1 protein-coding gene (running past one end of the window) is annotated in these 26,643 nt (G+C 76.9%); it reads right to left on the bottom strand.

Translation table 11 applies throughout. The features are described 5' to 3' along the window. Positions 1–26,643, bottom strand: partial view of a type I polyketide synthase gene (locus tag ACH4E7_RS30400; protein ID WP_396252367.1) — the 5' portion only. 1,302 nt of this gene lie to the left of the window's left edge; only the first 26,643 of its 27,945 coding nucleotides appear in the window; its start codon is at positions 26,641–26,643; its stop codon lies beyond the left edge, outside the window.

The raw sequence follows: 26,643 nt of genomic DNA, 5'->3' as shown, positions 1-26,643 counted from the left end.
CGGGTCCCACTGCGACTGGTCAGCGGCCGGAGAACCACTGGCCGTCGAGCCGCCGGGCGTGGCGGCCAGGCGCCGGCCGAGGACCCCGGTGGGCCGGACGGCCAGCTGGTCCTCCCCGTCCGGGTCGGCGAGGACGGCGGCCAGCAGGGCACCGGTGCCCCGGTCGAGGCTCGCGGGCAGGTCGATCAGGCCGCCCCAGCGCTGCGGGAGTTCGAGCGCGGCGACCCGGCCGAGGCCCCAGACGGCCGCCTGGGCCACGCCGGTGACGCGGTCGCCGGGGGCGGCCGCGACGGCGTCCCGGGTGAGGCACCACAGGGGTGCGCCGATCCGGGCGTCGCCGAGGGCCTGCACCAGGGCGGCGGTGCGGGCGAGCCCGGCGGGGACGCTGCCGTCCGCCGACTCGTCGAGCGCCAGGAGGGACACCACTGCGGTGATCTCCTCGGCCGCGTACGGGAGTTCGGCGAGCTGCTTGGCGAGGCCGACACGGTCGGTGTCGGCCTCGACGGTCAGCCGGACGGCGTCCGCGCCGAGCGCGGCGAGGACGACGTCCGTCCAGGCCGCGTCACCGTGGCCGGCCGGTACGACGGCGAGCCAGGTACCGGCCGGGGCCGCGGCGCGGGGCCGGTCGAGCGGCTTCCAGACGATCCGCCGGCGGCGGGCGTCCACGGCGGCCTGCTCCTCGCGCCGGTCGTGCCAGTCGCGCAGCGCCGGGAGCACCTGGGCGAGGGCGTCGCCGTCGACGTCCAGGGTGCCGGCGAGCGCGTCGAAGGACGCGGTGCGCAGCGCCGTCCAGAACTCCCCGTCCGGGGACGCCACCGGGGTCACCGACTGCTCCGGCCAGTAGCGCTGCCGCTGGAACGGGTAGGTGGGCAGGTCGACCCGGCGGGCGCCGGTGCCGGCGAAGACGGCGGACCAGTCCGGCGCGAGCCCGTCGGTGTGCAGGCGGGCGACGGCGGCGAGCAGGGTCGTGCGCTCGTCGCGGCCGTGGCGCAGCGCGGTGGCGGTGACCACCGGGCGGGCCGGGTCGGCGTCCTCCCCGGTGTTGGCCTGGACGAGGGCGGACAACACGCCGTCCGGGCCGAGTTCGAGGTGGCGGCGCACGCCGCGGGCGGTGAGGGCGGCGACGCCGTCGGCGAAGCGGACGGCCTCGCGGACGTGGCGCACCCAGTACTGCGCCCCGTACTCCGCCCCGGTGTCACCGGTGACGACGTCGCCGGTCAGGTTGGACACGAGCGGGATGCGCGGGGCGGCGTAGGCGATGCCCCGGGCGGTCCGCTCGAAGTCGTCGAGCATGGCGTCCATGTGTACGGAGTGAAACGCATGGCTCACCCGCAAACGCCTAGTCCTGCGTCCGTCGGCCGCGAATCCGGCGGCGATGCGTTCGACGGCGTCCGCGTCCCCGGAGAGGACGACGGCGCGCGGGCCGTTGACGGCGGCGATCGAGACGCCGTCCGTCAGCAGCGGCAGCACCTCCGCCTCCGTCGCCTCGACGGACACCATCGCTCCACCGCCCGGCAGTTCGGACATCAGCCGGGCACGAGCGGCCACCAGCGCGCAGGCGTCCTCCAGCGAGAACACCCCCGCCACATGCGCCGCCGCGATCTCACCGATCGAGTGCCCGACCACGAAATCGGGCCGCAGACCCCACGACTCCACCAGCCGGAACAGCGCCACCTCCAGCGCGAACAGCGCCGGCTGCGCATACCCCGTGTCGTCCAGCAGCGCAGCCTCCGCCGACCCCTCCTCCGCGAACAGCACCGGGCGCAGCGGCCCGGCCAGCCGTCCTTCGAAGCCCGCGAGGACGGCGTCCAGCGCGTCGGCGAACACCGGGTGGGCGGCGTACAGCTCCCGCCCGGCGCCGGGGCGCTGCGAGCCCTGGCCGGGGAAGAGGAAGGCGGTCCTCCCGCCCAGGGCCGAGCCCTGGACGAGCTGCGGCACGGCCCGACCGTCGACGAGGGCGTGCAGGCCCTGCGTCAGCTCGGCGCGGTCGGCGGCGAGCACGGCGGCCCGGTGGTCGAGCAGCGTGCGGGTGGTGGCGAGCGAGTGGCCGAGGTCGCGGACCGTCAGCTCCGGGTGCGCGGCGAGGCGGCCGAGTAGCAGGGCGGCCTGCTCGCGCAGCGCGGCGGGCGTCGCGGCCGAGAGCGGGACGGGCAGCGGCCGGTCGTCCGGGTGCTCCTCGGCCGGCTCGGCCGCGGGCGGCGCCTCGACGATGACGTGGGCGTTGGTGCCGCTCGCGCCGAAGGCGGAGACGCCCGCCCGGCGCGGGTGGCCGGTGGCCGGCCACGCGGTCTCCTCGGTGAGGAGCTCGGCGGCGCCGGCCGTCCAGTCGACGTGCGAGGACGGCGTGCCGACGTGCAGCGTGCGCGGCAGCAGGCCGTGCCGCATGGCCAGCACCATCTTGATGACCCCGGCCACGCCGGAGGCGGCCTGGGTGTGGCCCAGGTTCGACTTCAGCGCGCCGATCAGGACGGGCCGTTCGCGGTCCTGGCCGTAGGTGGCGAGGAGTGCCTGGGCCTCGATCGGGTCGCCGAGTTTGGTGCCGGTGCCGTGCGCCTCGACGGCGTCGACCTCCGCGGGCGCCAGGCCCGCGTTGGCCAGGGCGCGCCGGATGACGCGCTGCTGGGACGGGCCGTTGGGCGCGGTGATGCCGTTCGACGCGCCGTCCTGGTTGATCGCGGAACCGCGCAGGACGGCCAGCACGCGGTGGCCGCGGCGCTCGGCGTCGGAGAGCCGCTCGACCACCAGGACGCCGACGCCCTCGGACCACGCGGTGCCCTCGGCGGCGTCGGAGAAGGTGCGGCAGCGCCCGTCCCGGGAGAGCGCCCCCATCTCGCCGAACTCCACGAAACCGACCGGGCTCGACATCACCGTCACACCGCCCGCCAGGGCCAGCGAGCACTCGCCGGACCGCAGCGCCTGGGCGGCCAGGTGCAGCGCCACCAGCGAGGACGAGCACGCGGTGTCCACGCTGACCGAGGGCCCCTCCAGCCCGAGGGTGTAGGAGAGCCGGCCGGAGAGCAGGCTCGCGGACTGCGCGGTCTCGACGTGCCCGAGCTGGCCGATGGCCGGCCGGTAGTCGCCGCTGCCGCCGCCGATGAAGACGCCGGTGTCTCCGCCGCGCAGGCCCGCCGGGTCGATCCCGGCGCGCTCCAGCGCCTCCCACGCGGTCTCCAGGACGAGCCGCTGCTGCGGGTCGACGACCATCGCCTCGCGCGGGGAGACCCCGAAGAAGGCGGCGTCGAACTCGGCCGCGTCGTACAGGAACCCGCCCTGCTGGGTGACGCTGCGCCCGCGCCCGTCGCGGTCGCCGTGGGCGAGCCGGTCGAGGTCCCAGCCGCGGTCCGCCGGGAAGGGGCCGATCGCGTCGGTCCCCTCCCGCAGGAGCCGCCACAGGTCCTCGGGCGAGCGGACGCCGCCCGGGTAGCGGCAGCCCATGCCGACGATCACGATCGGGTCGTCGGTGTCGGCGGCGACGGCCGGGCGCTCCATCTCCTGCGCCTCGTCGAAGAGTTCGGCGCGGAGGTGGGCGGCGAGGGCCGCCGGGGTCGGGTAGTCGAACACGAGGGTCGCGGGCAGGCGCAGGCCGGTCGCGGTGTTGAGCCGGTTGCGCAGGTCGACGGCGGTCAGCGAGTCGAAGCCGAGGTCCTTGAACGGGTGCCCGGACGGCACGTCGTCGGTGTCGGCGTGGCCGAGCACGGCGGCCGACTCGACGCGGACGATCGCCAGCAGGGCCTCGGTGCGCTCGGCCGCCGACCGCTCGCGCAGACCGGCGCGCAGCGTGTCGGCGCGGCTCCCGGTCTCCTCCTCGGGGCGCGCCGCGACGCGGGCCTCGGGCAGGTCGGCGAAGAGCCGCGTCGGCCGGGCCTCGGCGAAGGCGGGCGCGAAACGCTCCCAGTCGACGTCGGCGACGGTGACGGCTGGGCCGTCGAGGGCGGCGGCGAGCGCCGCCAGGGCGCGGTCGGGCGCGATCGGCGGCAGCCCGTTGGCCCGCAGGTGCGCGGCCAGGGAATCGGGCGTGCTGCCAGCCCAGGCGCCCCACGACACGGCGGTGGCGGCCCGCCCGGCGGCACGGCGGCCCTGGGCGACGGCGTCGAGGAGGGCGCTGGCGGCGGCCTCGTCGGCCCGGCCCTTCACGCCCCAGGTGCCGGTGATCGACCCGAAGAGCACGTAGGCGTCGAGCTCCCGGTCCGCGAACGCCTCGTCGAGCGCCGCGAGGTCGGCGAGCAACCCGGCGAGGTGGTCGGCGGGCTCGCCGACCCGGCCCGTGTAGAGGACGGCGGAGAGGTCGGGCAGCCCGAGGACGGAGGCGACGGCCTCCGCGTCGCCGGGCGTGCCGGTGACGAGCGTCAGCCCGGTGCCGTGCTCGGCGAGCTCGGCGCGCAGGCGATCGACGGCCTCGCCGTCGATGTCGGCGTCGGCGGCGAGCAGCGCCACCTGCTGAGCACCCGCGCGGGCGAGCCAGCGGGCGGCGGGGGCCGCATGGCCTGTCGGGTCGCCGACCACCAGGACCGAGCCGCGCGGGGTCCACGGACGTACGGTGTCGGGCGTCGTCGCGCGCACGAGGCGGCGGGCGAAGGCTCCGGCGGGGCGCAGCGCCAGCTGGTCCTCGCCGTCCCCGGCCGTCAGCAGGGCGCGCAGACGGGCCGACGTACGTGCGTCGGGTGCCTCGGGGAGGTCGATCAACCCGCCCCAGCGCTGCGGGTGTTCGAGGGCGGCCACCCGGCCGATGCCCCAGACGGCCGCCTGCGTGGCGTCCTGCGGGGCCTCGGTGTCGCCGACGGCGACGGCGCCCCGGGTGAGGCACCACAGCGGGGCCTCGACGCCCGCCTCGCCGAGGGCGGCGAGCAGGGCGTCCGGCCGGGCGGGCCCGGTGGGCACGCCGTCGGGGGCGGCGAGCAGGGACACCACGCCGGTGACCGGCCCGACGAGCGGGGCCAGGTCCGCGACGTCATCCCCGTCGACCGCCACACGCACGACGTCCGCGCCGAGGGCCGCGAGCACCGCGGATGTCCAGACGTCGTCGTCCCGGTCGGCCGGGACGAGTGCCAGCCACGTGCCCGGCAGGGCGTCCGGGCCGGTGGGGGCGGCGTGCGGCTTCCAGGCGGCGCGGTAGCGCAGCCGGTCGGCGTCCGTCCGCTCGGTCCGGCGGCGGCGCCACGCCGAGAGGGCGGGGAGCAGCGCGCCGAGCGACGTGTCGTCGTCGAGGCCCAGGGTCGTGCCGAGGGCGGCGGTGTCGGCGCGCTCGACGGCGGACCAGAACGCGGCGTCCGCTGGGTCGGTAGCGGCGACGGCCTCCGGCGCGCGCTCGGGCCAGTACAGCTCGCGCTGGAACGGGTAGGTGGGCAGGTCGGCGTGGCGGGCGCCGGTGCCCGCGAGCAGGGCGGTCCAGTCGACCGGCACGCCCGCGACGTGCAGGCGGGCGAGGGCGGTGACCAGGGTGTGTTCCTCCGGCCGGTCGCGGCGGAGGGTGGAGGCGGTCACGCCCTCCGCACCGAGACCCCGCTCGGCAAGGGCGGCGAGGACGCCGTCCGGGCCCAGCTCCAGGAAGGCGGTGGCTCCCGCTTCCTCCAGCGCCCGGACGCCGTCAGCGAAGCGGACGGTCTCGCGAACGTGGCGCACCCAGTATTCGGGGGTGCACAGATCCGCGCTCGCGTCGCCCGTCAGGTTGGAGACCAGCTGGATCGAAGGAGCCTCGTACGCGAGCCCGTCGAGGACGGCCCGGAAGTCGTCGAGCATCGGCTCCATCAGCGGCGAGTGGAAGGCGTGCGAGACCCGCAGGCGCGTGGTCCGCCGGTCGGCGAAGTGCGCCTCGATCGCCTCGACGGCTTCGGCGTTACCCGAAACCACCACCGACGTCGGACCATTCACCGCCGCGATCGAGACGAACTCGCCCAGCAGCGGCAGGACTTCGTCTTCCGAAGCCTCCACGGCGAGCATCTCGCCGCCCTCCGGGAGCGCCTGCATCAGCCGACCGCGCGCCGCCACCAGCGTGCACGCGTCCTCCAGCGAGAACACCCCGGCCACGTGCGCGGCCGCGATCTCGCCGATCGAGTGCCCGGCCACGAACTCCGGCCGCACGCCCAGGGACTCGACGAGCCGGAACAGCGCCACCTCGACCGCGAACAGGCCGGCCTGGGCGTATTCCGTCCGGTTCAGCAGCTCCGCGTCCTCGCCCCACACCACGTCCCGCAGCGGCCGGTCCAGCAGCTGGTCCAGCCGCGCGCAGGCGCCGTCGAAGGCCTCGGCGAACACCGCGAAGCGGGCGTACAACTCCCGTCCCATGCCGAGCCGTTGCGAGCCCTGCCCGGAGAACAGGAAGGCCGTCGAGCGCTCGGCGGCGACGCCGCGCGCGACCTCGGCGCCGTCCAGCAGCACCGCCCGGTGCCCGAGCTGGGCCCGGCCGACCGCCAGCGAGTGGGCGACGTCCAGCGCGGACGGCCCGTCCACCTCGGCGAGGCGCGCGAGCGAAGCGTCCAGCGCGGCCTCCGACTTGGCGGAGACCACCCACGGCGCGGCGTCTGCGGTCACCACCGGACCGGCCGGATCCACAGCCGAAGGCGCCTGCTCCAGCAGGACGTGCGCGTTGGTGCCGCTGACGCCGAAGGCGGAGACGCCGGCGCGGCGCGGGCGGCCGGTCTCCGGCCAGTCGTGGGCCTCCGTCAGGAGCTCCACGGCGCCGGCCGTCCAGTCGACGTGCCGGGAGGGCGCGTCGACGTGCAGCGACTTCGGCAGTTCCCCGTGCTGCATCGCGAGCACGGTCTTGATCACACCGGCGGCGCCGGCGGCGGCCTGGGTGTGGCCGAGGTTGGACTTCACCGAGCCGAGCAGGAGCGGGAGTTCGCGGTCCCGCCCGTAGGCGGCCAGCAGGGCATGCGCCTCGATCGGGTCGCCGAGGGCGGTACCGGTGCCGTGCGCCTCGACGGCGTCGACCTCGGCGGCGGTCAGGCCCGCGTCGGCGAGGGCCGCGCGGATCACCCGCTGCTGGGCCCGTCCGTTGGGGGCCGTCAGCCCGTTCGAGGCGCCGTCCTGGTTGACGGCGCTGCCGCGCACGACCGCGAGCACCGGGTGCCCGAGCCGGCGGGCGTCGGAGAGCCGCTCCAGGACGAGCACGCCCGCGCCCTCGGACCACGCGGTTCCGTCGGCGGCGTCGGCGAAGGGCTTGCAGCGGCCGTCGGCGGCGAGGCCGCCCTGCGCGGTGAACTCGACGAAGGCGTCCGGGCTGGACATCACCGAGGCGCCGCCGGCCAGGGCCAGCGAGCACTCCCCGGCGCGCAGCGCGCGGGCGGCCAGGTGGAGCGAGACGAGGGCGGAGGAGCACGCGGTGTCGACGGTGACGGCCGGGCCCTCCAGGCCGAGGGTGTAGGAGAGGCGGCCGGACAGGACGCTCGCGGTGTTGCCGGTGGCGGCGTGGCCGCGGACGTCGGCGGTGCCGCGGCGCAGCACGGTCAGGTAGTCCTGGCCGTTGGTGCCGACGAAGACGCCGGTGTCGCTGCCGCGCAGGCGGTCGGGGGCGATGCCGGAGCGCTCCAGGGCCTCCCAGGAGGTCTCCAGGAGGAGGCGCTGTTGGGGGTCCATGGCGAGGGCTTCGCGGGGCGAGATGCCGAAGAAGCGGGCGTCGAAGCGGCCGACGCCGTCGAGGAAGCCGCCGTGGAGGGTGGCGGAGCCGCCGCGGCCGAGGGCGTCGAGGTCCCAGCCGCGGTCGACGGGGAACGGGCGGACGGCGTCGGCGCCGTCGCCGAGCAGCCGCCAGAGGTCCTCCGGCGACTCGATGCCGCCGGGGAAGCGGCAGGCCATGCCGACGATCACGACGGGGTCGTCCGTGACGTCGCGCGGGACCGGGGCCCGGTCGGGTTCGGGCAGGGTGCCGAGGAGTTCGGCGAGGAGGTGGGCGGCCAGGTCGGCCGGGGTCGGGTGGTCGTAGACCAGGGTGGCGGGCAGGGTCAGGCCGGTGGCTGCGGTGAGGGCGTTGCGCAGTTCGACGGTGGTGAGGGAGTCCATGCCGAGGTCGGTGAAGGGCTGGTCGGCGCCGACGCGCTCGCCGCCCGCGTGGCCGAGGACGGCCGCGACGCGGGTGCGCACGAAGTCGAGGACGAACCGCTCCCTGGCCTGCTCGGACAGCTCGGCGAGGCGCTGTCGCAGCCCGGATTCCTGGGCGGCGGCCGGGCGGCCGGCCGGTCCGGCCAGCGTGGCGATCAGCGGGACGGGCCGCTGCGCGGTGAAGACCGCCGCGAAACGCTGCCAGTCGATGTCGGCGACGGTGAGCGCGGTGTCGTCGTGGTCGAGGGCGTGTCCGAGGGCGGTCAGGGCGCGTTCGGGTGCCATCGGGCCGAAGCCGCCGCGGCGCACCCGCTGTTCGACGCCGGCCCCGGCCATGCCGTCGCCGGCCCACGGGCCCCACGCGATCGCGGTGGCCGGGCGGCCGTCGGCGCGCCGCTGCTCGGCGAGGGCGTCGAGGTGGGCGTTGGCGGCGGCGTAGTTGGCCTGGCCGGCGGCGCCGATGGTGCCTGCAGTCGAGGTGAAGAGGACGAAGGCCGCGAGGTCGGTGTCGCGGGTCAGCTTGTCGAGGTGGTGCGCGGCGTCGACCTTGGGGCGGAACACCTCGGCGAAGTGCTCGGCGGTCAGGGTGTCGAGCGTGCCGTCGGCGACGACGCCGGCGGTGTGGAAGAGGGCGGTGAGCGGCCGGTCGGCGGGGACGGCGGCCAGGACGGCCGCGAGGGCGTCCCGGTCGGCGGCGTCGCAGGCGGCCAGGGTGACGTCGGCGCCGAGGGCGGCGAGGTCGGCGCGCAGCTGTTCGGCGCCGGGGGCGTCCGCGCCGCAGCGGCTGAGCAGCAGCAGGTGCGCGGCGCCCTGGGCGGCGAGGCGACGGGCGAGCTGCCCGCCGAGGCCGCCGGTGCCGCCGGTGATGAGCACGGTACCGGCGGGCGTGTACGGCCGGGCGGCCGGGCGCTCGCCCAGCGGGTGGCGCACGAGGCGCCGGGCGAAGGTGCCGGAGGCGCGGACGGCGAGCTGGTCCTCGCCGTCGGTGCGGGCGAGCGCGGCGGCCAGGCGGCGCAGCGCGGTGTCGTCGAGCTGCTCCGGCAGGTCGATCAGCCCGCCCCAGCGGGTAGGCAGTTCGAGGGCGGCGGAGCGGCCGAGGCCCCAGACGGCGGCCTGCCGGGGGTCGGCTGGACGGTCGGAGCGGCCGGTGGCGACGGCGCCGCGGGTGAGGCACCACAGCGGGGCGGTGAGGCCGGCGTCGCCGAGGGCCTGGACGGCGGTGACAGTGGCGGCGAGCGGGTCGTCGCCGAGGGCGAGCAGGGACAGGACGCCGGTGAACCCGCCTTCTTCCGCGGTCACGTCACGGAGCTGTGAAGCGAGCGCGGCCCGGTCGCCGGAGACCCGGAGGGTCACCCCGTCGACGAGCCCGTCCGCCCACGGCGCGTCGTCCGAGACGAGCACCAGCCAGCGGCCGGACGGCCGGGCCGCAGCAGCGCCCGCCCCGTCGAGCGGCGTCCAGGAGGCGCGGTAGCGCCAGGCATCGACGGCGGAGCGCTCGCGGCGGGCGCGGCGCCAGGCGGACAGGGCGGTCACGGTGTCGCGGTCGAGGTCAAGACCGGTGCCGAGCGCCCCGAGGTCGCCGCGGTCGACGGCGGCCCAGAACTCGGCGTCCACGGGGTCGGATCCCACCGCCGGGACGGACCGGCCCTCCGGCCAGTAGCGCTCCCGCTGGAACGGGTACGTGGGCAGGTCGGCGCGGCGGGCGCCGGTGCCGGCGAGGACGGCCTCCCAGTCCGGGCGCAGGCCGCCGACGGCCAGCCGGGCGAGCGCCGCTGTGAGCGCCGGGACGCCGGGCCGGCCGCGGCGCAGCGCGGGCACGCCGGTGAGGCGGGCGCCGTCGCCGAGGGTGTCGCGGGCGGCGGCGGTGAGGACGCCGTCCGGGCCGAGTTCGAGGAAGGCGGCGGCGCCGTGGCCCGCGAGGGCCTGGACGGCGTCGGCGAAGCGGACGGTGCCGCGCACCTGCCGGGCCCAGTACGCGGGCGCGGCGAGCTCGTCGGCGGTGGCGGGCGCGCCGGTGACGGTGGAGATCAGCGGGATCGCCGGGGCGTCGTAGGTGAGCGTGGCGGCGACGCGGGTGTAGGCGTCGAGCATCGGCTCCATGTGCGGGGAGTGGAAGGCGTGCGAGACGCGCAGGCGCTTGGTGCGCCGCCCGTCGGCCGCGAACTGCTCGGCGATGCGCAGGACTTCACTCTCGTCGCCCGCGAGGACGAGCGAGGCCGGCCCGTTGACGGCGGCGATCGAGACGCCGTCCGTCAGCAGCGGCAGCACCTCCGCCTCCGTCGCCTCGACGGACACCATCGCTCCACCGCCCGGCAGTTCGGACATCAGCCGGGCACGAGCGGCCACCAGCGCGCAGGCGTCCTCCAGCGAGAACACCCCCGCCACATGCGCCGCCGCGATCTCACCGATCGAGTGCCCGACCACGAAATCGGGCCGCAGACCCCACGACTCCACCAGCCGGAACAGCGCCACCTCCAGCGCGAACAGCGCCGGCTGCGCATACCCCGTGTCGTCCAGCAGCGCAGCCTCCACCGAACCCTCCTCCGCGAACAGGACGTCCCGGACGGGCCGTTCGTAGCCGAGGTCGAAGCGGGCGAGGACGGCGTCCAGCGCCTCCGCGTACACCGGGTACCGGTCGTACAGCTCCCTGCCCATGGCCGGGTACTGGCTGCCCTGGCCGGTGAACAGGAAGGCCAGGCCGCCGCCGGCCGCCCGGCCGGTGACGAGGGCGGCGTCCGGCAGGCCGTCGCGCAGGGCGGCGAGCGCGCGCCGCAGCTCGGCGCGGTCGCCGGTGGTGACGGCGGCGCGGCGGTCGAGCGCGGTGCGGGTGGTGGCGAGGGAGAACGCCAGGTCGGCGAGCGGCAGTTCGGGCTGCTCGTCGAGCGCGGTCAGCAGCCGCTCGGCCTGGGCGCGCAGGGCCTCGTCGGTACGGGCGGAGAGCGCGAAGGGCACGGTGTCACCGTCCGTCGGCGCAGCTGCCACAGCGGTGGCCGGTGCCTGTTCGAGGATCATGTGCGCGTTGGTGCCGCTCAGCCCGAAGGAGGAGACGGCGGCGCGGCGCGGACGCCCGGTCTCGGGCCAGTCGCGCGCCTCGGCGAGGAGCTCGATGGCGCCCTCCGTCCAGTCGACGTGCGTGGACGGCCGGTCGATGTGCAGGCTGGCCGGGAGCACGCCGCTGCGCAGCGCGAGCACGGTCTTGATGACGCCGGCCACGCCGGAGGCCATCTGGGTGTGGCCGATGTTGGACTTCACCGAGCCGAGCAGCAGCGGCAGTTCGCGGTCCTGGCCGTAGGTCGCGAGCAGCGCCTGCGCCTCGATCGGGTCGCCGAGCCTGGTGCCGGTGCCGTGGCCCTCGACCGCGTCGACCTCGCCCGGGGCGAGCCGTGCGTTGGCGAGCGCGGCACGGATCACGCGCTGCTGCGCGGGCCCGTTGGGCGCGGTGAGGCCGTTGGAGGCGCCGTCCTGGTTGACGGCGGAGCCGCGCAGGACGGCGAGCACCGGGTGGCCGAGCCGCTCGGCGTCGGAGAGGCGCTCGACCAGCACGAGGCCGACGCCCTCGGCGAGGCTCATGCCGTCGGCGGCCTCGGCGTAGGCCTTGCAGCGGCCGTCCACGGCCATCGCGCGCTGGCGGCTGAAGCCGACGAACGCGTTGGGCGTGGCCATCACGCTGACGCCGCCGGCGAGGGCGAGGGAGCTCTCCCCGTTGCGCAGCGACTGGCAGGCCAGGTGCAGGGCGACGAGCGAGGACGAGCACGCGGTGTCGAGCGTGACGGCCGGGCCCTCGAAGCCGAAGGTGTAGGAGAGCCGGCCGGACAGGACGCTCGGGATGGTGCCGGTGACGAGGTGGCCCTCGGCGCCGTCCTGGGCGGAGTCGCCGGGGCTGTAGTCCTGGTAGCTGGCGCCGATGAAGGTGCCGGTGAGACTGCCGCGCAGGGCGGACGGGTCGAGGCCGGCGCGCTCCATGGCCTCCCAGGCCGTCTCCAGGAGGAGGCGCTGCTGCGGGTCCATGGCGAGGGCCTCGCGCGGGGAGATGCCGAAGAACGCGGCGTCGAAGTCGGCGACGCCCTGCAGGAAGCCGCCGCGCACCGAGTAGGTGCGGCCGGGCGCGTCCGGGTCCGGGTCGTACAGCCCCTCGGTGTCCCAGCCGCGGTCCGCCGGGAACTCGGTGATGGCGTCGCCGCCCGAGGTGACGAGCCGCCACAGGTCCTCGGGCGAGGCGATCCCGCCGGGGTAGCGGCAGCTCATGCCGATGATGGCGATCGGCTCGTCCAGCGCGGCGCCCGCCACCGTGGCGGCGGGGCCGGCGGCGCCGGTGCCGGCGGTCTTCTCGCGCAGGAAGCGCACCAGGGCGAGCGGGTTCGGGTGATCGAACACGAGGGTGCTGGGCAGCGTGAGCCCGGTCGCGGCGGCCAGCCGGTTGCGCAGGTCGACGGCGGTCAGCGAGTCGAAGCCGACGTCACGGAAGGCCCGCTGCTCGGACAGCACGTCGGGCGAGGCGTGGCCGAGCGTGGTCGCCGCCTCGGCGCGGACCAGGTCCAGCAGGCGGCGCTCCTGCTCGGCGGCCGGCAGGGCGCGCAGCCGGGCGGCGAACTCGCCGTCCCCGGCCGGGCGTTCGCCGGCCTCGGTGAGCCGGCGCACCTCGGGGACGTCCTCGAACAGGGCGGTCGGGCGGCCGGAGGTGAAGACCGGGTGGTAGCGCTCCCAGTCGACGTCGGCAATCGCGAGCACCTGCTCGTCGGCGTCCAGGGCCTGGCGCAACCCGTCCAGGGCGAGCGAGGGGTCCATGAAGACCAGACCGCTGCGCCGGATCTGGCCGGGGTCGACGCGGCCGAGCTTCAGGTCGTCGGCCCAGATGCCCCAGGAGATCGCGGTCGCCCGGCCACCGCGGGCGCGGCGGTGCTCGGCGAGCGCGTTGACGTAGGCGTTGCCCGCGACGTAGGCGGCGTGCCGGCCACTGCCCCACATGCCGGCGGTGGAGGAGTACAGCACGAAGGCGTCGAGCTGGTCGTCGGGCAGGAGCTCGTCGAGGTGGCGGGCGCCGGCGGTCTTGGCGTGCAGGACCTTGGCGAAGGCCTCGTGGGTGGTCTCCTCGATCGACAGCAGCTCGATGACGGCGGCGGTGTGCACGACGGTGCGCACCTCGTGGCCGGCGGCGGCGAGGCCGGCGAGCATCGCCGCGACGGCGTCGCGGTCGGTGAGGTCGCAGGCGGCCATCTCGGCCGCGCAGCCCGCCGCAGCGAGTTCGGCGAGCAGCTCGGCGGCGCCCGGCGCGGTGGCGCCGCGGCGGCTGGTGAGCACGATCCGCTCGGCGCCCTCGGCGGCGAGGCGGCGGGCCAGGTGCGGGGCGAGGGTGCCGGTGCCGCCGGTGATCAGGACGGTGCCGCGCAGCGGCCGGGCCTCCCGGCGGGCGGCGGCCTCGGCGCGCACGATGCGGCGGGCGTAGGCGCCGGAGGGGCGGATCGCCACCTGGTCCTCGTCGCGGGCGGCCAACACGGCGGCCAGCCGCTCGGCGCCGCGCCGGTCGAGGGCGTCGGGCAGGTCGACGACGCCGCCGAAGCGCTGCGGGTGCTCCAGGGCGGCCGTCCAGCCGAGGCCGTGGACCTGTGCCTGCACCGGGTTGGCGACCTGGTCGGTGCGCCCGGCGGCGACGGCGCCCCGGGTGAGGCACCACAGCGGCACGTCCTGCCCGGCGTCGCCGAGGGCCTGGATCAGGGCGAGGGTGAGCGCGACGCCCTCGGGCAGGACTGGGTGGCGCTCGCTCGGCCGCTCGGCGGTGGCGAGCAGGGAGACGATGCCCGTCAGGCCGTCGACGGCGGGCTCCAGGAGCGCGGCGAGCCGCCCGCGGTCGGTACAGGTGTCGTCCAGGACGAGCCGCTCGACCGCCGCGCCGTGCGCGGTCAGCGCCTCCGCGACGTCCTCGCCTTCGCCCTCCGTGGCGGTGACGAGCAGCCAGGTGCCGTCCAGCCTGGCGGGAGCGGGGGAGAGCGGCTTCCACGTCGCCCGGTAGCGCCAGGAGTCGAGCGTCGAGCGCTCCCGACGGCGGCGGTGCCAGTCGGACAGCGCGGGCAGCACCGGCGCGAGCGCGCCGCTGTCGATGCGCAGCCGAGCGGCCAGCGCCTCGACGTCGGCCTCCTCGACGGCACTCCAGAACTCGCCGTCCTCCGGCTCCCCGCCGGGGCGCGGCGCGACGGCCCACAGGTGCTCGTGCTGGAAGGCGTAGGTGGGCAGCGGCACGCGGCGCCCGCCGGCCGTGCGGGCGGACCAGTCGGCCCGTCCGCCGCGGACGAAGGCCTCGGCGAGCGAGGCGAGGAAGCGGTCGGTGCCGCCCTTGTCGCGGCGCAGGGTGCCGACGGCGGTGGCCCGGTCGCCGCGGTCCTCGGCGGTGGCCTCGATCGCCATGGTGAGCACGGTGTGCGGGCTGACCTCGACGAACAGGCCGTGGCCCTGGGCCATCAGCTCGCGCACGGCCGGGTCGAAGCGCACCGGGTTGCGCAGGTTGCGGTACCAGTAGCCGGCGTCCACGACGGTGGTGTCGAGCCAGTCGCCGGTGACGGTGGAGAAGAACGGCACCTCGGCGGCGCGCGGGCGCACGGGGGCGAGGTCCGTCAGGAGGTCGTCCCTGAGGAGTTCGACCTGGGCGGAGTGCGAGCCGTAGTCCACGCCGATCCGCCGGGCGCGCAGTCCCTCGGCCTCGAACTCGTCCATGAGTTCGTCGAGTTCACCGGCCGGACCGGCGACGACGACGGTCCGCGGCCCGTTCACGGCGGCGACGGCGAGCCCACCGCCGCGGGCACGCAGCCGCTCCTCGGCCTCCTCGGCGGACAGCGGCACGGAGACCATCCCGCCGGAGCCCGCCAGGACGCGGCCGATGAGCCGGCTGCGCAGCGCGGCCACGCGGGCGCCGTCCTCCAGGGAGAGCGCCCCGGCGACGACGGCGGCGGCGATCTCGCCCTGGGAGTGGCCCACCACGGCGTCCGGGTGGATGCCGTGGGCGCGCCACAGTTCGGCGAGGGCCACCATGACGGCGAAGGTCGCCGGCTGGACCACGTCGACGCGGTCCAGCGCGGGCGCGCCCTCGGCCTGGCGCAGCACGTCGAGCAGCGACCAGTCGACGTGCTCGGACAGGGCCGCCGCGCACTCGGCGATGCGCTCGGCGAACACCGGCGACTCGTCCAGCAGCCGGGCACCCATGCCGGCCCACTGGGAGCCCTGGCCGGGGAAGACGAAGACGGTGCGGCCGCCGTCCTCGGCGAGGCCCTGGACGGCGTTCGGCGCGGACGCGCCGGCGGCGAGCGCGGCGAGGCCCTCGCGCAGCTCGGCGGCGTCGGCTCCGAGCACGACGGCGCGGTGCTCGAAGAGGGCGCGGGTGGTCAGCAGGGTGTGGGCGACGTCGTGGAGGCGCAGGTCCGGCTCGACGTCGAGGTGGTCGGCCAGGCGCGCGGCCTGGGCGCGCAGGGCGGCGGGGGTGCGGGCGGAGAGCACCCACGGCACGACGCCGTCGGACACCTCGGCGCTCTCGGTCGACAGGGTGGCGGGCGCCTCCTCCAGCACGACGTGCGCGTTGGTGCCGCTGATGCCGAAGGAGGAGACCGCGCAGCGGCGGGTCCGCTCGCCGGCCGGCCACGGCGTGGCCTCGTTGAGCAGGGTGACGGTGCCCGGCGTCCAGTCGATGTGCGAGGACGGCTCGGCGGCGTGCAGGGTGGCCGGCAGCACGCCGTGGCGCAGCGCCTGGACCATCTTGATCACGCCCGCGACGCCGGCCGCCGACTGGGTGTGGCCGATGTTGGACTTGACCGAGCCGAGCAGCAGCGGGCGCTGCCGGTCCCGGTCGCGCCCGTACGCGGCCTGGAGGGCCTGGGCCTCGATCGGGTCGCCGAGGGCCGTGCCGGTGCCGTGCGCCTCGATGGCGTCGACGTCGCCCGGGGTGAGGCCCGCGTTGTGCAGGGCCTGGCGGATGACGCGCTGCTGGGACGGCCCGTTGGGCGCGGTGAGCCCGTTGGAGGCGCCGTCCTGGTTGATCGCGGAGCCGCGGATGACGGCGAGCACCGGGTGGCCGTTGCGCTCGGCGTCGGAGAGCCGCTCCAGGACGACGACGCCGACGCCCTCGGCGAGGGTCATGCCGTCGGCGGCCTCGGAGAAGGCCTTGCAGCGGCCGTCGGCGGCGAGCGCGCGCTGGCGGCTGAAGGCGATGAAGGCGTTCGGGTTGGTCATGACGGTGGCGCCGCCGGCGAGCGCGAGGGAGCTCTCGCCACCGCGCAGCGACTGGCAGGCCAGGTGCAGCGCGACGAGCGAGGAGGAGCACGCGGTGTCGACCGTGACGGCCGGGCCCTCCAGGCCGAACAGGTAGGCGAGGCGGCCGGAGAGCACGCTCGGGCTGGTGCCGGTGACGGCGTGCCCGGCGGAGCTGTCGTCCATGCCGAGCCCGTACTCCTGGTACGTGGACCCGATGAAGGTGCCGGTCGCGCTGCCGTGGACGGAGGTCGGGTCGATGCCCGCGGATTCGAGGGCCTCCCAGGTCGTCTCCAGCAGCAGGCGCTGCTGCGGGTCCATCGCCAGGGCCTCGCGCGGGGAGATGCCGAAGAACGCGGCGTCGAACTCGCCGGCCTCGTGCAGGAAGCCGCCCTGGGTGGAGTAGGTGCGGCCGGGGGTGTCCGGGTCCGGGTCGTAGAGGCCGGTGTCCCAGCCGCGGTTCTCCGGGAACTCGGAGATGGCGTCGGTGCCCTCGGCGACGAGCCGCCACAGCTGGTCGGGACTTCCGGCGCCGCCGGGGAAACGGCAGCCCATGCCGACGATGGCGATCGGCTCGTCCGGGTCGGCGGCGGCCACCGGCGGTGCCGTCACGTCCTGCGGTCCGTCGAGCAGTTCGCCGCGCAGGAAGGCGGCGAGCGCGACCGGCGTCGGGTGGTCGAAGGCCATCGTGCTGGGCAGCGGCAGGCCGGTCAGCGCGGCGAGGCGCTTGCGCAGCTCGACGGCGGTCAGCGAGTCGAAGCCGGCGTCGCGGAAGGCGCGCTTCTCGGGCACGCCGTCGACGGAGCCGTGGCCGAGGACGGCGGCGGCCTCGCGGCGCACCAGGTCGACGAGCAGGCGGTCGCGCTCGGCCTCCGACAGGCCGCGCAGGCGGCGGACGAGGTCGGAGGCGGCCCCGGTGTCGGCCGCGGCGCCGCGGGCGAGGGCGTGGACCTCGGGCAGCTCGTCGAACAGGGCGCTCGGCCGGGCGGCGGTGAAGACCGGGGCGTAGCGCTCCCAGTCGACGTCCGCGACGGTCACGGCGACGTCCTCGTGCACGATCGCGCGGCGCAGCTCGGTGAGCGCGGTCTCCGGGGCGAGGAAGCGCAGGCCCTGGCGGCGCAGGCCGTCGGAGACGGCCTCGTGGGCGGCCATGCCGGCGCCGGCCCACGGGCCCCAGGCGATCGAGGTGGCGGTCAGGCCACGGGCACGGCGGTTCACGGCGAGGGCGTCGAGGTAGGCGTTGGCGGCGGCGTAGGCGCTCTGCCCGGCGCTGCCCCAGATGCCGGCGACGGAGGAGAACAGGACGAAGAAGTCCAGGTCGTGGTCGGCGAGGAGGGCGTCGAGGTGGGCGGCGCCGTGGAGCTTGGCGGCGGTGAGCGCGGCGACCTCGGCGACCGGGGTGTCCGAGAGCGGGGCGGCCTGGCCGACGCCGGCCGCGTGCACGACGCCGGTCAGCGGGTGCTCGGCCGGGACGGCGGCGAGGACGGCGGCGAGCGCGTCGCGGTCGGCGACGTCGCAGGCGACGACGGCCGCGGTGGCGCCGTGCTCGGCGAGCTCGGCGACGAGTTCGGCGGCGCCGGGGGCGTCCGGGCCGCGGCGGCCGGTGAGCACGAGGTGCCGGGCGCCGCTGCGGGCCAGCCAGCGGGCGACCTCGGCGCCGAGCGCCCCGGTGCCGCCGGTGACGAGGACGGTGCCGTCGGCGGTGAACTCCTCGGCACGGGGCAGTTCGTCGACGGCGTGCCGCACCAGGCGGCGGCCGTAGGCGGCGCTGCCGCGCAGCGCGACCTGGTCCTCTCCCCCGCGCTTGCTGCCCGCGAGGACGCGGACGAGGCTCTGCACGGTCGGCGCGTCCAGCACCGGCGGCAGGTCGACCAGCCCGCCCGGCGCCTGCGGGCGCTCCAGGGCGGCGACCCGGCCGAGGCCCCACGTGGCGGCCTGAACGGGGTTGGTGAGCGGGTCGGCGGGCCCGGTGGAGACGGCGCCGCGGGTGACCGTCCACAGCGGCGCGGCGGAGCGGAGGTCGCCGAGGGCCTGGGCGAGGACGACGCCGAGCGCGATCCCCTCCGGCAGGCCGGGCCCGGGGGTGGGCCGGTCAGCCAGCGGGAGCAGCGACAGGATGCCGCTCGGGTCGCCGAATCCGGCGATCCGGCGGGCGAGTTCGGCACGGTCCCGGCAGGCCTCGTCGAGCACCAGCCGTTCGAGTCGGGCGCCGTGGCCGCGCAGGGCGTCGAGGATCTCGGCGTCGTCGACGCCGTCGGTGGTGGCGACCAGCCAGGTGCCGTCGAGGACGGGCGCAGCCGCCGGACGGACGGGCCGCCAGTGGACGCGGTAGCGGGCGGCGTCGAGCTGCGCCTTCTCGTGCCGGGTGCGGTGCCAGTCGGCGAGGGCGGGCAGGAGGGCGTAGAGGCCCGCGTGGTGTTCGTCGCGCAGGCCGAGCAGGTCGGCGAGTTCGGCGGCGCTGCCGCGCTCGACGGCGCCCCACAGGGCGGAGTCGGCGGGGTCGGCGGCCGGGGCGGCGGTGCCGGCCTCTGCCTCGGGCCAGTAGCGCTCGTGCTGGAACGCGTAGGTGGGCAGGTCGGTGCGGCGGGCACTGGTGCCCGCGTACAGCGCGGTCCAGTCGAGGGCGTGCCCGCGCACGTGCAGCGCGGCCAGGGCCAGGGCGGCGGACCGCTCCTCGGGCCGTCCGGCACGTAGCAGCGGGACGGCCGTCACGGCGGTGTCGTCGGCCAGGACGTCCTCGGTGAGCGCGGACAGCACGCCGTCCGGGCCGAGTTCGAGGAAGGTGGCGGCGCCGGCCGCGCGGGCGGCGCGGACGCCGTCGGCGAAGCGGACGGCCCGGCGGACGTGCTCGACCCAGTGCTCGGAAGAGCACAGCTCCGCCTCGGTGGCGAGCTCGCCGGTGGTGTCGGAGACGAGCGGGATGGCCGGTGCGCGGAACTCCAGCTCCGCGACGGCGCGCCGGAAATCCTCCAGCATCGGCTCCATCAGCGGCGAGTGGAAGGCGTGCGAGACGCACAGCCGCTTGGTCCGGCGACCCTCTGCCGCGAACTCACCGGCGATGCGCAGGACTTCGTCCTCCAGGCCGGAGACCACCACGGCCCGGGGCCCGTTGACGGCCGCTACGGAGACGCCGGGCACCAGGCGCGGCAGTACCTCGTCCTCGGTGGCCTCGACGGAGACCATGGCACCGCCCTCGGGCAGCGCGTCCATCAGCCGGGCGCGGGCGGCGACCAGCGCGCACGCGTCGGCGAGCGAGAGCACCCCGGCGCAGTGCGCGGCGGCGATCTCGCCGACGGAGTGGCCGAGCAGCAGGTCGGGCCGCAGGCCGAGGGACGACACGAGGCGGAACAGTGCGACCTCGACGGCGAAGATCGCGGGCTGGGCCCAGCCGGTCCGGTTCAGCAGCTCCTCGTCCTCGCCGTGCAGGACCTCGCGCAGCGGGCGGTCCAGGCTCGGGCCGAACTCGCGCAGCACCTCCTCCAGCGCCTCGGCGAACACCGGGAAGCGCTCGGCGAGTTCGCGTCCGGTGCCGAGGCGCTGGGTGCCCTGGCCGGAGAACAGCACGGCGAGCTTCTCGGCGCCGGTCTCGCCCTCGACCAGCCCGGCGGCCGGCTCACCCGTGGCCAGGGCGGTCATGGCGGCGAGCAGCTCGTCGCGGTCGGCGCCGACGGCCACTGCGCGATGGCCGAAGCCGGAGCGGGTGGTGGCGAGCGAGAGGCCGAGGTCGGCCGGGCTCACGTCGGGGCCCGCGGCGGCGAACGCGTACAGGCGGGCGGCCTGGTCGCGCAGGGCGGCCTGGCTGCGGCCGGCCAGCGGCCAGAGCAGGACGGGCTCTTGAAGAGTGGAGGCGACGGCCGGAGCCGCCGTCTCCGGGGCCTGTTCGAGGATGACGTGGGCGTTGGTGCCGCTGAAGCCGAAGGAGGACACACCGGCCCGGCGCGGTCGGCCGGTCTCCGGCCAGTCGGCCTCCTCGGTCAGCAGATCCACCGCGCCCTCGTCCCAGTCCACGTGGGAGGACGGCTCGGCGGCGTGCAGGGTGCGGGGCACGACGCCGTGTCGCATCGCCAGCACCATCTTGATCACGCCCGCGACGCCCGCGGCGGCCTGGGTGTGGCCGAGGTTGGACTTCACCGAGCCGAGGAGCAGCGGGAGTTCGCGGTCCTGGCCATAGGTGGCCAGCAGCGCCTGGGCCTCGATCGGGTCGCCCAGGGAGGTGCCGGTTCCGTGTGCCTCGACGACGTCGACGTCGGCCGTCGCGAGCCCTGCGGTCGCCAGCGCCTGGCGGATCACGCGCTGCTGGGAGGGCCCGTTGGGGGCGGTCAGACCGTTGGAGGCACCGTCCTGGTTGACGGCGGAACCGCGCACGACGGCGAGGACGGGGTGCCCGTTGCGGCGCGCGTCGGAGAGACGCTCCAGGGCGACCACTCCGACGCCCTCGGACCAGCCGACCCCGTCGGCCCGGTCGGAGAACGCCTTGCAGCGCCCGTCCGGGGCGAGGCCGCGCTGGCGGGAGAACTCGATCAGCGAGGTCGGGGTGGACATCACGGTGACGCCGCCGGCCAGGGCCAGCGTGCACTCACCGGCACGCAGGGCCTGCATGGCCCAGTGCATGGCGACGAGCGACGACGAGCACGCGGTGTCGACGGTGACGGCCGGGCCCTCCAGGCCGAGCGTGTAGGAGACGCGGCCGGAGGCGATGCTGGGCGACGTGCCGCTGCCCTGGTGGCCCTCGAAGCGGCCGCCCGCGAGCAGCGCGGAGTAGTCGTTGTACATCACGCCGGCGAACACGCCGGTGCGGCTGCCGCGCAGCGACACCGGGTCGATCCCGGCCCGCTCGACCGCCTCCCAGCAGGCCTCCAGCAGCAGACGCTGCTGGGCGTCGGTGGCCAGCGCCTCGCGTGGGCTCATGCCGAAGAAGCCCGGGTCGAAGTCGGCGGCCTCGTGCAGGAAGCCGCCGAAGCGGGTGTAGCTGGTGCCGAGGTGGTCCGGGTCCGGGTGGTAGAGCGCCTCGACGTCCCAGCCGCGGTCCGTGGGCAGGCCGGAGATCGCGTCGGTGCCCTCGCGCAGCAGGCGCCACAGGTCCTCGGGCGAGGCGACGCCGCCGGGGTAGCGGCAGCTCATGCCGACGATGACGATCGGGTCGTCGTCGGCCGCCGCCCGCACAGGGGCCGCGGCGGCGGGCGTCTGGGCGCCCGTCAGGCCGTCCAGGACGTGCCCGGCGAGGGCGGTGACGGTCGGGTAGTCGAAGACGACGGTCGCGGAGGTGCGCAGCCCGGTGGCGGCGCTCAGGCGGCCCCGCAGCTCGACGGCGGTGAGCGAGTCGAAGCCGAGGTCCTGGAACGGGCGGTGCGGGTCGACCTCCGACGCGTCGGCGTGCCGCAGCACGGCCGCCACCTGGGCGCGGACCAGGTCGACGACGGCCTCGGTGCGGGCGCGCTCGTCCAGCCCCGCGAGCCGGCGGGTGAGGGCGCCGGCCGCCTCGGTGGCGGTCACGGCGGCACGCCGCGCGGGGGTGCGGATCAGGCCGCGCAGGAGCGGCGGCACCTCGCCCCGGGCGCGCAGCGCCGGGAGGTCGAGGCGGACCGGCAACAGGACGGCCTCGGGGCGGGCGAGGGCGGCGTCGAACAGCGCGGTGCCGTCGGCCTCGGAGAGCGCCGGGGTGCCGAGCCGGGCGAGCCGGGCGAGGTCGGCGTCGGTGAGCCCGCCCGTCATTCCGCCGACGGGGGCCCAGGGGCCCCAGCCGAGCGAGAGTCCGGGCAGTCCGGCGGCGCGACGGGTGCGCACGAGCGCGTCCGCGAAGGCGTTGCCCGCGGCGTAATTGGCCTGCCCGGCCGCGCCGGCGGTGCCGGAGAAGGACGAGAAGACGACGAACGCGGCGAGGTCGAGGCCGCGGGTGGCCTCGTGGAGGTGCCACAGGGCGTCGGCCTTGGGCCGCAGCACGGCGGCCAGCCGCTCGGGGGTGAGCTGCTCGACGACGCCGTCGTCGAGCACGCCGGCGGCGTGCACCACGGCGGTCAGCGGATGCCCGGCCGGCACGCCCGCGATCAAGCGCTCGACGCCGGCGCGGTCGGTGAGGTCGCACGCCTCGACGGCGACCTCGGCGCCCGCCTCGGTGAGCTGCGCGGCCAGGTCGGTGGCGCCCTCGGCCGCGGCGCCGCGGCGGCTCGCGAGCATGAGGCGACGGACGCCGTGCTCGGCCACCAGGTGCCGGGCGAGGACGGCGCCGAGGCCGCCGGTGCCGCCGGTGATCAGGACGGTCCCGTCCGGGTTCCAGGCGACGCCGGTCGCGGCCACCGCGGCCGCGCGGGCCAGCCGGGCCGCGAGCACGGCGCCGCCGCGCACGGCCAGCTGCGGCTCGTCGCCGCCGAGGACGCGCTCGGGCAGCGGGCCGCCGGCCGGGTCCAGGTCGACCAGGCCGAACCGGCCCGGGTGCTCGGCCTGTGCGGAGCGCACCAGGCCCCACACGGCAGCCGCGGCCGGGTCGGTGACCTCGTCGTCCGCCGTGGTGGCGACGGCGCCGCGGGTCACGAAGACCAGCCGGCCGAACGCGTCCTCGGCGAGCCACTGCTGGAGCCGGGCCAGGGCCAGGGCCGTCAGCGCTCGGGCCGAGCCGACCGGGTCGGCCGGGTCGCCCGCGAGCGGCACGAGCACCACCTCGGCCGGGGCCTCGCCCGCCGTCGGCAGCACGCCGAGGCCGAGCGGGTCCGCATCCGGGACGGCCACCGAGGCGGGCGCCTGCGCGCCGCCACGCGGCCGGGACCAGCGCAGCTCGAACATCGCGTCCCGGACCGGCCCGGCGCCCGCACCGGCCAGCGTCGGGAGCGCCCGCAGCAGCAGCGAGCCGACCGAGAGAACCGGGCTGCCCGCCGCGTCGGCGACCTCGACCGCGACCGAGTCGTCCCCGGTCGCGGACAGCCGCACCCGCACCACCGACGCGCCCACGGCGTGCAGGCTGACGTCCTGCCAGGAGAACGGCACCCCGCCGAGCCCGAGGAACGCCGTCGCGTGCAGCGCCGCGTCCAGCAGCGCCGGGTGGATCCCGAACGCGCCGGCCTCGCCGCTCGCGCCCTCGTCCAGGGCGACCTCGGCGAACACGTCCTCGCCGCTCCGCCAGGCCGCGCGAAGCCCGCGGAAGGCCGGGCCGTAGCGGAAGCCCGCACCGGCGAGGCGCTCGTCCAGGCCGTCCAGGTCCAGGGCCTCGGCGCCGGCCGGCGGCCACTCCGCGAACTCCTCTGCGATGGCGCGCTGTCCACCCGCCGAGTCATCCGACGCGAGGATGCCGTCGGCGTGCTGCGTCCACGGGGCGTCCTCGTCGCCCTCGGGACGGGCGTACACGCCGACGGTGCGCCGCCCGCTCGCGTCGGCCCGCCCGGCCCACACCTGCACCTGCACGCCGCCCTGCTCGGGCAGCGGCAGCGGCGCGGTGAGCGTCAGCTCCTCGACGCGCCCGCAGCCGACCTCGTCGCCCGCGCGCACGGCGAGCTCCAGAAAGGCCGTGCCGGGCAGCAGGACGGTGCCGTCGACGGCGTGGTCGGCCAGCCACGGATGGGTGCGCAGCGAGAGCCGGCCGGTCAGCAACAGGCCGTCGGTGTTGGCGAGCGAGACGGCGGCGGCGAGCAGTGGGTGGTTGGCCGAGCCGAGCCCGGCGGAGCGGATGTCGCCGGTGCGCGAGAGCGCGGTCTTCGGCCAGTAGCGCTTGTGCTGGAAGGCGTAGGTGGGCAGGTCGGCGCGGCGGGCGCCGGTGCCCTCGAAGTAGGCGTCCCAGCGCACCGGGACGCCGCGCACGTGCAGTCCGGCGAGGGCCTCGGTGAGCGCCTCGGTCTCGTCGCGGCCGGGGCGCAGCGCGGCGAGGGCGGTGCAGTCGTCGCCGGCCGGCCCGTCGAGGGCGCCCTGGGCGAGCGCGGCGAGGGCGCCGTCGGGACCGAGTTCGAGGAACAGGGTGGCGCCGTGGCCGCCGAGCCAGTCGGCAACGTCGGCGAAGCGGACGGCCTGGCGGGCCTGGTCGGCCCAGTAGTCGGCGGAGGTGAGCTGCTCGACGGTGGCGAGCGTGCCGGTGAGAGTGGAGACGATCGGGATCGCGGGCGCCTGCGGGTCCAGCGCGGCGACGACGGTGCGGAACTCGTCGAGCATCGGGTCCATGAGCGGCGAGTGGAAGGCGTGCGAGACGCGCAGGCGCCGGACCTTGCGGCCGAGTTCGGCGAAGTGCGCGCCGACGGCCTCGGCCGCGGCGGTCTCACCGGCGACGACGACGGCCTGTGGGCCGTTGACGGCGGCCAGCGACACGCCGTCGCCGAGCAGCGGGAGGACTTCGTCCTCGCTCGCCTGCACCGCGACCATGGCTCCGCCGGCCGGCAGGGCCTGCATCAGGCGGGCCCTGGCGGCGACCAGGGCGCACGCGTCGGCCAGCGAGAACACCCCGGCGACGTGTGCGGCGGCGATCTCGCCGACCGAGTGGCCGGCCAGGAAGTCCGGGCGCACGCCCCAGGACTCCAGCAGCCGGTACAGAGCGACCTCGACGGCGAACAGCGCGGGCTGGGCATGGCCCGTGCGGTTCAGCGCCTCTTCGTCGACGCCCCAGATCAGGTCGCGCAGCGGCGCGTCCGGCCGGCCGTCCAGCTCGGCGAGCACCTCGTCCAGCGCGGCGGCGAACACCGGGAAGCGGGCGGCCAGTTCGCGGCCCATGCCGAGGCGCTGCGAGCCCTGGCCGGCGAACAGGAAGGCGAGCTTGCCGCGCCCCTGGGTGGTGCCCAGGACTGCCCGGCCGTCGCCCTCGCCGTCCGCGAGCGCGGTGAGCGCCGCGACGGCCTCGGCGCGTCCGGCCGCAGTGACGACGGCACGGTGCTCCAGGGCGGCCCGGGTGGTCGCGAGCGCGTGGGCCAGGTCGGCGGCGGAGCCCTCGGCGTCCGTCGCCAGGAACGCGACCAGCCGCTCGGCCTGGGCCCGCAGGGCCGCGGGGGTGCGGCCGGAGAGCAGCCAGGGCAGCGTCCCGGCGTCGACGGCGTCGGACGCGGGCGCTTCCTCCGCCGCCGGGGCCTCTTCGATGATGGCGTGCGCGTTGGTGCCGCTGAGGCCGAAGGACGAGACGCCCGCCCGGCGCGGCTCGGCGCCCTGCGGCCAAGGCGTCGCCTCGGTCAGCAGCCGGACGGCGCCGGACTCCCAGTCGACGTGCCTGGACGGCTCGTCCACGTGCAGGGTGCGCGGCAGCAGCTCGTGCCGCAGCGCCAACACCGTCTTGATCACCCCGGCCATGCCGGCGGCGGCCTGGGTGTGGCTCAGGTTCGACTTCACCGAGCCGAGCAGCAGCGGGCGCTGCGGGTCCCGGCCGCGCCCGTACGTGGCGAGCAGCGCCTGGGCCTCGACCGGGTCGCCGAGGACGGTGCCGGTGCCGTGCGCCTCGACCGCGTCGACCTGGTCGGCGGAGAGCCGCGCGTTGCGCAGCGCCTGCTCGATGACGCGCTGCTGGGACGGCCCGTTGGGCGCGGTGAGCCCGTTGGAGGCGCCGTCCTGGTTGACGGCGGTGCCGCGCACGACGGCCAGCACCCGGTGCCCGTTGCGCCGGGCCACCGACAGCCGCTCCAGGACGAGCACGCCGACGCCCTCGGCCCACCCGGTGCCGTCGGCGGAGTCGGCGAAGGAGCGGCAGCGGCCGTCCGAGGCCAGGCCGCCCTGGCGGGCGAACTCGACGAAGGTGGTGGGGGTCGACATGACGGTGACGCCCGCGGCGAGCGCCATGCCGCACTCCCCCGCGCGCAGCGACTGCGCGGCCAGGTGGAGCGCGACGAGCGACGACGAGCACGCGGTGTCGACGGTGACGGCCGGGCCGACGGCGCCGAGGACGTAGGAGAGGCGGCCGGAGATCACGCTGGTCGCGTTGCCCGTCAGCACGAACCCCTGGACGTCGTCGTCCGGCCCGGTGCGGTAGTCCTGCGGCATCGCCCCGACGAAGACGCCGGTACGGGTGCCGCGGACACTGCTCGGGTCGATGCCCGCGCGCTCGATCGCCTCCCACGAGGCCTCCAGCAGGACGCGCTGCTGCGGGTCCATGGACAGCGCCTCGCGCGGCGAGATGCCGAAGAAGCCCGGGTCGAAGTCGGCGGCGCCCTGCAGGAACCCGCCCCGGACGTCGACCGGCCCAACCGCCGGGTCGAGCTCCCAGCCGCGGTCGGCGGGCAGGCCGCTGATGCCGTCCTCGCCGGCGACGAGCATCGCCCAGAGGTCCTCGGGAGCCGCGACCCCGCCGGGGAAGCGGCAGCTCATCCCCACGATGGCGATCGGCTCCCGGGCGGCCGCCTCCAGCTCGTCCACCCGCTGCCGGGAGCGCTGGAGGTCCGCGCTGGCCCGCTTGAGGTAGTCCCGGAGCTTCTGTTCCTTGTCCAT

This window comes from Kitasatospora sp. NPDC018058, assembly GCF_044327205.1.
Classification (GTDB): domain Bacteria; phylum Actinomycetota; class Actinomycetes; order Streptomycetales; family Streptomycetaceae; genus Kitasatospora.
The sequence above is the reverse complement of the archived record's forward strand: the minus strand, read 5'-3'. Positions and strand labels throughout refer to the sequence as shown.